This window comes from Leclercia sp. M50 (assembly GCF_037150775.1).
Lineage (GTDB): Bacteria > Pseudomonadota > Gammaproteobacteria > Enterobacterales > Enterobacteriaceae > Enterobacter.
The window spans coordinates 1-8,592 of sequence record NZ_JBBCPK010000135.1; the positions used below are offsets into that span (position 1 = coordinate 1).

An 8,592-nucleotide genomic window follows, 5' to 3' on the forward strand; every position below is an offset into this window, starting at 1 on the left:
GTCACCTGGCTTGCGGGATTTGATTTCGAAATTAAGGTCATCGTGCGTATTCCTGCTCCGGTTGTGTAGGCCCCGGGCAAAAAAAAGGAAGGCATTTGCCTTCCCTTTTTAATTGAAGCGATTAACGCGACGTCTCTTCCACCAGCGGACCGTCGAGCTTGCCTTCATCCGGGTGCTTTGGCGCGGTGCTGTGGACCGCATGCACGCGCTTGCGCACACCGAACCAGCCCGCCACCAGCAGGATCGCCAGCAGCGGGATGGTGGCGATGGTGTAGGTGCCGTTCGGATAGTCGAACGCCATCAGCACCAGCACGCTGAACAGGAAGAGCAGGGTCAGCCAGGAGGTGGCCGGCGCGCCCGGCATTCTGAAGCTTACCGGAGCGGCGGTACCTTCTTTGATCGCCTTGCGCAGACGCATCTGGCACACCACGATAAAGGCCCAGGAGGCGATAATGCCCAGCGCCGCAACGTTCAAGACAATCTCAAAGACCTGGGACGGCACCAGATAGTTCAGGAACACGCCAAAGACATAGACCACCAGCGTCGCCAGAATGCCCGCGTATGGCACCTGCTGCTTGCTCATTTTCGACATAAACCGCGGTGCGGAGCCGCCCATCGACATGGAGCGCAGAATACGCCCGGTGGAGTAGAGACCGGAGTTCAGGCTGGAGAGCGCCGCGGTCAGCACCACGATATTCATGATGCTGCCCACGTACGGCACGCCGAGCTTCGAGAAGAAGGTCACGAAGGGGCTCTGGCCTGCCTGATAGGCGTTCCACGGCAGGAGCAGAACCAGCAGCACCACGGAGCCGACATAGAAGAGGCCGATACGCCAGATCACGCTGTTAATCGCTTTGGGTACGGTTTTCTCCGGCTCTTTACATTCGCCCGCCGCGGTGCCCACCAGTTCAATGGAGGCAAAGGCGAACACCACGCCCTGGACCAGCACCAGGGCAGGCAGCAGGCCGTGCGGGAAGAAGCCGCCGTTATCGGTGATCAGATGGAAGCCGGTCATGTTGCCATCCAGCGTTTTGCCGCTGCCGAAGAACACGGTGCCCACCACCAGGAAGATGACGATCGCCAGCACTTTTACCAGCGCAAACCAGAACTCCATCTCAGCGAACCACTTTACGCCGATCATGTTCATGGTGCCGACAATCGCCAGCGCGCCAAGGGCAAACACCCACTGCGGCACATCGCCAAACGCGCCCCAGTAGTGCATATAAAGGGCCACAGCGGTGATATCCACGATCCCGGTCATCGCCCAGTTAACAAAGTACATCCAGCCCGCCACGTAAGCGGCTTTCTCACCGAGAAACTCACGGGCATAAGAGACGAAGCTGCCGCTGGACGGACGGTGTAACACCAGCTCGCCAAGGGCACGCAGAATAAAGAAGGAGAAGATCCCGCACACCAGATAGACCAGTGCCAGAGCCGGGCCAGCCATCTGCAGACGTGCGCCTGCACCTAAAAACAGCCCGGTACCGATAGCGCCGCCGATGGCAATCATCTGCACCTGACGGTTGCCCATCGCCTTGTGATAGCCCTCTTCGTGGGCGTTCAACCAGCGACGTTTCGCAGCGTGATGATCGGCTGCGCTTTTATTGCTTGTTTTCATTGAGTTACCTGTTTGCCTGTCTGAATCAAGAACATCGTGTCCATAACCGGCGGTCGACAATACAAACGATTGCTCTCGCGCGGAAATATTCTGCCTTTCCAGTCATTCTGCGTATGGATAAGGCAAAACATGGCGAAGCATCCTACCTGCAATTAATAAACGACGCAAAAAATAACGGCGTGAAAGTGATGCATGCTGAAGTAAATATTTTGTGCCGGATAACAGGCTAGTTTCGACGTAACGCCGCCACCAGTAAGGCAAAGGCGGTGGTGTGCTGGCGGCGGCTGGGGTAGTAGAGATGGTAGCCATCAAACACCGGGCAGTATGCCTCCAGCGTACGGACCAGCCGCCCACGATCGATGGCCTCCTGCGCTGTTTCCTCCGGGACATAGGCCAGCCCCAGGCCCGCCTGTGCGGCATCCAGACGCTGGGGCAGGCTATTCAGGATAAGCTGTCCCTCTACCCGGACGCGGATCTCCTCTCCCTTATGGACAAACTCCCAGGCATACAGGCCACCCCGCGTCGGCAGGCGCATGTTGATGCAGCGGTGATCCGCCAGCTGCTCGGGGGTTTGCGGTTCTCCGTAGCGGGCAAAATAGTCCGGAGAGCCGACCACTGCCATCCGCATGTCCGGCGCGATGCGCACCGCAATCATATCCTTCGCAACCTGCTCCCCCAGGCGCACCCCGGCATCAAAACGCCCGTCGACGATATCCGTCAGGCCGTTATCTATCGTCACCTCCACATTGATGTCCGGGTACTGAACCATAAAGGGTTTGAGCACCGGCCACAGCACCGCGCTCATCGCATGTTCCCCTGCGGTGATGCGGATATTACCCGCCGGTATATCCCGCATATTGCGCAGCGCGGTTAGCGCCTGTTCCATCTCCAGCAGGTGGGGGCTTAAGCGCATAATGAGCTGCTCGCCCGCTTCGGTTGGGGCCACGCTGCGGGTGGTTCGGGTAAGCAGGCGTATATCCAGCCGGGCTTCGAGGTTGCGCATGGCATGGCTGAGGGCAGACTGGGAGACGCCAAGTTGGGCCGCAGCGCGGGTAAAACTGCGCTCCCGGGCGACCACCATAAATGACAGCAGGTCGTTAAAGTTCTCTTTCAGCATCAGGATTTCCGCATATATGAATTTGATTCATCATTCCTTTCTGATTATGCAGTCTAATCCTCCCCACCGGCATGCGCTACTGTTAACGCAACAGCAAACGAGGAGTCAGCATGAAAATTATCCGCAGCGGTTCATTACCTTCCGTCCGGGGACCAGAGGCCTGGTTTACCGGCACCGTACGTATCGACGCACCTTTTCAGGCCACCGAGCCCGCGAAAGTGGGCGGGGCGACCGTCACTTTTGAACCCGGAGCGCGCACCGCGTGGCATACGCATCCGCTGGGGCAGACGCTGATCGTTACCCAGGGTCGCGGCTGGCTACAGGCGTGGGGTAAAGAGGCTGAAGTCCTGAATCAGGGCGATATCGCCTGGATCCCGCCGGGCGTTAAGCACTGGCACGGTGCCTGCGCGCAGACCGCGATGACCCATATCGCCATCGCCGAAGCGGTGAACGGCAGCCCGGTGGACTGGCTGGAGAAAGTCACCGACGAGCAGTATCCGCAGATGTAGAAAATCGGTTTTTGATAAAGGTGATCAGCGAAACGCCATTGGGATGCACAATGGCGTGCAGCGCCCGGGTATAGTCAAGCACCAGCCCGGGCGTCCAGGCCATATTGGTGGCGCGTTTGCGCAGCTGCGCGGCGATCCACAGCTCCGGAATGAGCAGCAGCCGCAAAAAACCGCCCCGGGTACAGCGCTCTTTCAACACGCCATCCAGAGCCGCTTCAAGGGCATACGCCACGCTGCTGGAGCAGTTGCGCCAGGTAAGGTTATAGGTTTCGGTCTGGCGGTACTGCGTCCAGAAACTGTTAAGCGACGCCGCATTAAAAATGGAGAAGTGGATTTTGCGGTCGGACTCGCACCAGATCCCCGCCTCATAGCGATAGTCAGGTTGGTATTTCCCCGCCACGGTATTTGCTTCCACCGCTTTAAGCAGATTAAAAAACTCGGAGGGGGAACGGTCGATCTCCGCTGCCGGATAGAGGCTGATGTAGAGGTGGGGAGGGCACTCCAGCGCCGCATGGCCGGTGGATATCACCCCGTTGGCATCCACGGCGGCGATATAGCGGTTGATAACCGGGCGCGGCAGGGTCTGCTGTTTTGCCGATCCTTCCGGGGTCCAGACATGCACAATCAGCTGATTGCCCGGCGTGTTTGTCACGGTGGGCGGCAGCGCCTCGCGCCGGGCGGGAATCAACGTCTGCGGGGCGAGAATATCAAACACCGAGCGGCCATGACGGACCTGCCGCATCCGCAGGGAGAGGAGCACCGACTGCACCCCGCCGGTGAGCATGACCATGCCGATAAACTGCGAGACGGTGCCATCATGCTGCGTTGGAAAGGGCAGGAACAGAAAAATGGCGAACAGGATCTGTGCCACCCCGGCGAGCAGCGCCCGCCGCCAGTGGGTAAAGCGCACCACCACGGCAGAGGCGATGGTGAACAGGCCGGTAATGAAGTACGCCAGCCCAAAGACGATGGCCAGCGCCAGCGTGCCGTCGTGGCGTCCGGATAAAATCAACATGGCGATGAGCAGAAACAGACCGCCCTTGAAGTAAAAGATGCCGCGCTGGGTTCCTTTCGCCGCCGACCCCAATGTCAGGGATACCAGACTGTCGAGCAGCAGAAACAGGCCAAAGATATGCAGCGGAAAGTGCAGCCCGCCCTGCAAACCATCGATAAAAATGGCCAGCCCAAGCCCGCCCCAGAGCACACCTGCCAGCATAAAGTAAGGTGCCGCTTTCCGGACAAATGCCGCACCGGCGAGCAAAAAGGCGATCTGCAGCATCGTTAAACCTCCTCCTGCGGCGTGGTCTGAAACAGGCTACCTCTCTCGCCGGACCAGAAGGCGACAATTACCGGGCGATCCTTATCCGCCATCAGCAGCATATTGCGCTCTGTTATCGACACCGGTGGGCGGTCCGCCAGCGCCAGGCTAAAACGAAAGGGCTCGGTTACGGGCTGACCCTGCGCCACCGCCTGCCAGCGGGCAACCATCTGTTGCTTCTGCTTTGCATCGGGAACCCGGGCGAGCAGGGCTTCCCGGCTGGTGAGAGGGGCTAATGCGGCACTGAGGCGCGGGTCGGCATGAGACTCCCAGAGCAGACGACCGCTTTCAGGATCCAAAGAGTATGCCACGCCCTGAAAACGGCCATCCCCTGGACGGTGTGTTTTCTGGGCGCGGATAAAGACCAGCAGCAGGGCGGCCGCGGAAAGGTAGCACTGTGCCAGCAGTATCGACTCTTCCGGCGTCAGGCGGGCAAAATAGAAGGGGCCGGTCTCCCGCCATGAGGCGTAGATAACCACCGCGCTAAAGAGAATAAAGGCCAGCGACGCCAGACGATCACCGCACACCACGGTGGTTGCGGTCAGCAGGATCAACGGCAGGCAGGCCAGGGAGTAAATCAGGGCGATATTGTCGCCGCGATCGGGCACGTCGCTAAAGATGAACAGAGTCGCCAGCAGTATGGCGAACACTAAACAGACCCCCAACAGCGACTCGCGCCGCGCCGCTTTATCCCCCGGGGCCAGCAGGTCCATCAGCGGCGGGGTGACAAACAGCGTGCCGGTAACGTTGGCGCCCCAGGCGAGCCAGAACCAGCTCATCTGAAGGGTGCCGGCAAGAGAAGAGAGCCAGATCGTCCCTGCGAGCGCGTTCAGGGTACTGAAGACGACCGTGGCAATCGTCCAGGTGACGATCTTATGCAGCCGATCGTAATGCCGTGAAAAGTGATGCACCGACCAGGCAATCCCCAGATGGCTGGTTAGTGAAAGTGCCCCCAGCGCCAGGGAGACGTGAAAAGTATGGTGAAAGGTCAGCCCCAGCACCAGACGGGCAATAAACAGAACCAGCCACAGCGCGAGCCATTGCTTTTTTGCACTCAGCAAAAAGGCGGTGACGGCAACACCTGAAGGTAGCCAGATAAAAGCCGTCCGGATGTCGGGGCCGTCGAGACAGAGCGACAGCCATCCCAGGAGATAGTAGAGCGCCCCCCAGGCGAGTAAGGAATACGCTGATGTCAGTTTCGCTGCTTTCATCCAGGCTCCCGGCGGCGGTTATCGCTTTAAAAAGATATGACCTTTTCGCCGGGTTAGCCATTTTTGCCGGGATCGGTACTGCGTATTAGTCAAACCCCGATCTCATGCCTTGCACCCGATATTCACGCGTGTTGTTCAAATATCAGAGTGCTGTTCTGCCTTTTTGGGTGACGGGCGTCGAACAGACAGCAATACGGCAGCTAATGTCAGTAACGGGATACCATGAAAAATGACAATAACCAGCGCGGGGGTAAACCAGATATAGAATGGCGCGACAATTAACATACCCACGCCAAATCCGGTCATTTGCAGCAGCGTCATCAGGCTAAAAACAGGCAGCCTTAATGATTCAGGCTCGCGTTGAATACGCGAGATCAGACTGACGTCCGCCAGACCATCTCCCACCCCGGCCACTGCGATAAACATCAGTGCCAGCGGAAGGGCTGTCTGTTGAAAGGTAAAGAAAAACCCAAGGGACATAAACGCCACGCCATAAAAAAACAGCCGATCTGTACGCATCTCGCAGCGCACTAACAGGTAGTTTGCCAGACGCGCCCCGGCGAATTTCCCACTGGCCCAGACTGCCAGCAAAAGCCCCATTGTTTTCCCGGCTGATGCGGGTGTAAAAAGCGCAGAAATAATGGGAAAGCCTACGTTATGGGCAGCACTGCCCAGGGTATCGGCCATGGTTACCAGCAACATGCCTGCTAACAGCGGAGCCGTCCGAAGCCCTGTGACCAGATTTCGCCACTCTTTACGCTGCTGTGTTGACTCATCAGCAACAGGCTGCACCAAAAAGCGTAACGGCAGTACGCACAAACCCGCCACCAGATAAGTCACAATATTCGCGGCAAATACAATCTGGTAGCCGCTGGTCGCCAGAAGAATACCGGATACAAGGCTACCCGTAACCGCCCCCGTCGCAGAGGCAGAGGTTAGCCAGGCGTTGGTGGATACACGTCGGGACTCATCAATCCACAAGGGCAGCTGACTGTTAAGCCCGATAGCGAACATCGAATTTCCCAGCCCAATACCCAGTGCAATCAAAGGCAAGATATAAAGCTGGGTCGTCTCAGGCAAAATTAACAGCGAGGCTAACAGCGCAGCGCGTATAACATCAAAAGCCACTAAAGGCAGGCGGCCATGAAAGCGGCGAAAAAAAGGCACACCGACAGCACTTGCAATGATGCCTCCCGTCACCCGGCAGGCCAGAAAGATACTCACATGCGTTACGCTCTGGCTCAGCAAGTACACATAGGTGGACAGCACAACCATATTCAGGAAAGCACCAAAATCAGAGATAAACCTGGCCATAATGATTAAGCCGCTGTTTCTGGCGGAACGGGTATTCACTCTTTCGTCTGGCAGTTTATCACTCATTCAGGTTTCCCTTGTGGAAAACAGCGACAGGTATCTGTCTGATTACGCATGGTTTAACATATTCTTAACCTGAATGCGCTTTCCATCAAGTCATCTTCAGTTGGCGTGCGACCACCGTCTGTTTTTTATCGTCTTACCCCATCACTTTTAGCCGCCAAACACCGCAATCGCCTGTTGCAGGCGGGTGGTGCGCTGGGTGAGGTGGTTGGCCGCCTGAGTGACATGCTCGACCATCCCGGTATTGTTATGGGTCATTACCCCGATACGGGAGATGGACTCATTAATCAGGCTCAGGGCCTGGGTCTGCTCCTGGGTAGCGTGTCCTATCTCCTTAATAAGTGATGACATGTTGAGTACGTTGCCAATCATGGTGGTCAGCTGCGCTTCGGTCTGCGCTACCATATCCACCCCGGCATTGACGCTGGCGACGTTTTTCTCGATAAGCGCGGCGATCTCCTTCGCCGCTGACGCAGAGTGCTGGGCCAGATTACGCACCTCGGCGGCCACCACCGCAAAACCGCGTCCAGCTTCTCCGGCGCGGGCCGCTTCCACCGCGGCATTGAGCGCCAGAATATTGGTCTGGAAGGCGATCCGGTCGATCACCGCGATAATATCGACGATCTGGCCGTTATCCTTTGATACCGACTGCATCACGCCGATGGTTTGCTTCATCACGGCTTCGCCACGGTACGCGCTGGCGCTGGTCTGGTCCGCCATCTGGATAGCCTGTTCTGCCGTATCTGCGGTCTGCTGAACCGCGCTGGCTATCTCTTCCACCGCCGCGGCCGTCTGCTGGAGATCGTCCGCCGTCTCTTCGGAACGCGCCTGCAGGGCATCGCCTTCCTTCGCCACCTGCTGGCTGATAGCGCGAATGCCGCTGATTTGCGTCCCCACATCATCCACCAGTGAATTGAGGTTTAAACCGGACTGATTAACCAGTCGCATCATTAAGTCTATTTCGTCGACACGTTCAAAATGGGTATAGTCCGTTTTGCGCCCGGAAACCACGCACTGCATCTTTTTGACAATGGTTTTTAACGGGCGACAAATCTGGGCATTAAGAAACAACCCCAGCAAAATAAAAAGGAGCCCCAGCGCCGCAATTTGAATTAATCCGCCGGGGAGAGATAAAGAAACGGCAAAGGCGAGCAGGGCGGTTATCCCAAGGGAGTAATTAATCCGTTTTGCCGTGCTGAGCCGTTTGAAAAGCGAGAGAAAGGAAAATAGTCCCCGGCGAACCAGCACCCCTTTATAAAAGCGGTGGCCTTTAACCTGATTATTACGCACCCCCTCATAGACGGCTTCACGGGCATCTTTCTCTGGCAGGGCGGGAATTTGGCGCACCGGGTTATGGCCGGTAAGCGGGTCATTCTGATAAGCCGGCGTACCTTTGGCGCGCACCCAGTGGGGTTCCCCTTGGTGCCGGCGTTTTTTACCAG

7 protein-coding genes are annotated in these 8,592 nt (G+C 57.5%); 1 reads left to right on the plus strand and 6 read right to left on the minus strand.

The genetic code is table 11. The annotated features are described in order from the left end of the window. Positions 1 to 121: 121 nt before the first annotated feature. Complete coding sequence (gene ansP / locus WFM46_RS21445) at positions 122 to 1,618, minus strand: L-asparagine permease (RefSeq protein WP_336998483.1); 1,497 nt, start codon at positions 1,616 to 1,618, stop codon at positions 122 to 124. A gap of 226 nt (positions 1,619 to 1,844) precedes the next feature. Next, positions 1,845 to 2,735: a LysR family transcriptional regulator gene (locus WFM46_RS21450; protein ID WP_336998484.1), complete on the minus strand. Its 891-nt coding sequence runs from the start codon at positions 2,733 to 2,735 to the stop codon at positions 1,845 to 1,847. 110 nt (positions 2,736 to 2,845) lie between these two features. Between WFM46_RS21450 and WFM46_RS21455 the strand changes: the two genes are divergently transcribed. After that, complete coding sequence (locus WFM46_RS21455) at positions 2,846 to 3,244, plus strand: (R)-mandelonitrile lyase (RefSeq protein WP_114386976.1); 399 nt, start codon at positions 2,846 to 2,848, stop codon at positions 3,242 to 3,244. On the opposite strand, the gene WFM46_RS21460 is transcribed toward WFM46_RS21455, so the two are convergent. From WFM46_RS21460 to WFM46_RS21475, 4 genes are all read right to left on the minus strand, one after another. Next, positions 3,216 to 4,523, minus strand: coding sequence for an HdeD family acid-resistance protein (locus WFM46_RS21460; RefSeq protein WP_336998485.1), 1,308 nt, complete (start codon positions 4,521 to 4,523; stop codon positions 3,216 to 3,218). The two genes, WFM46_RS21455 and WFM46_RS21460, sit on opposite strands and share 29 nt — an antisense overlap. A 2-nt stretch (positions 4,524 to 4,525) precedes the next feature. Beyond that, on the minus strand, positions 4,526 to 5,773 hold the full coding sequence (locus WFM46_RS21465; protein ID WP_336998486.1) for an MASE1 domain-containing protein: 1,248 nt from the start codon (positions 5,771 to 5,773) through the stop codon (positions 4,526 to 4,528). 135 nt (positions 5,774 to 5,908) lie between these two features. Then, entirely contained in the window at positions 5,909 to 7,153 is a 1,245-nt protein-coding gene (locus WFM46_RS21470) for an MFS transporter (RefSeq protein WP_336998487.1), read from the minus strand. A 147-nt stretch (positions 7,154 to 7,300) separates the two neighbouring features. After that, positions 7,301 to 8,592 (minus strand): methyl-accepting chemotaxis protein (locus WFM46_RS21475; protein WP_336998488.1); only part of this gene is annotated, 1,292 nt, incomplete at its 5' end.

Bases quoted from the DNA above. Each gene is read 5' to 3' on its own strand.
- WFM46_RS21450 (WP_336998484.1), bottom strand. From the start codon at position 2,735: ATGCTGAAAGAGAACTTTAACGACCTGCTGTCATTTATGGTGGTCGCC.
- WFM46_RS21455 (WP_114386976.1), top strand. From the start codon at position 2,846: ATGAAAATTATCCGCAGCGGTTCATTACCTTCCGTCCGGGGACCAGAG.
- WFM46_RS21460 (WP_336998485.1), bottom strand. From the start codon at position 4,523: ATGCTGCAGATCGCCTTTTTGCTCGCCGGTGCGGCATTTGTCCGGAAA.
- WFM46_RS21470 (WP_336998487.1), bottom strand. From the start codon at position 7,153: ATGAGTGATAAACTGCCAGACGAAAGAGTGAATACCCGTTCCGCCAGA.
- WFM46_RS21465 (WP_336998486.1), bottom strand. From the start codon at position 5,773: ATGAAAGCAGCGAAACTGACATCAGCGTATTCCTTACTCGCCTGGGGG.
- ansP (WP_336998483.1), bottom strand. From the start codon at position 1,618: ATGAAAACAAGCAATAAAAGCGCAGCCGATCATCACGCTGCGAAACGT.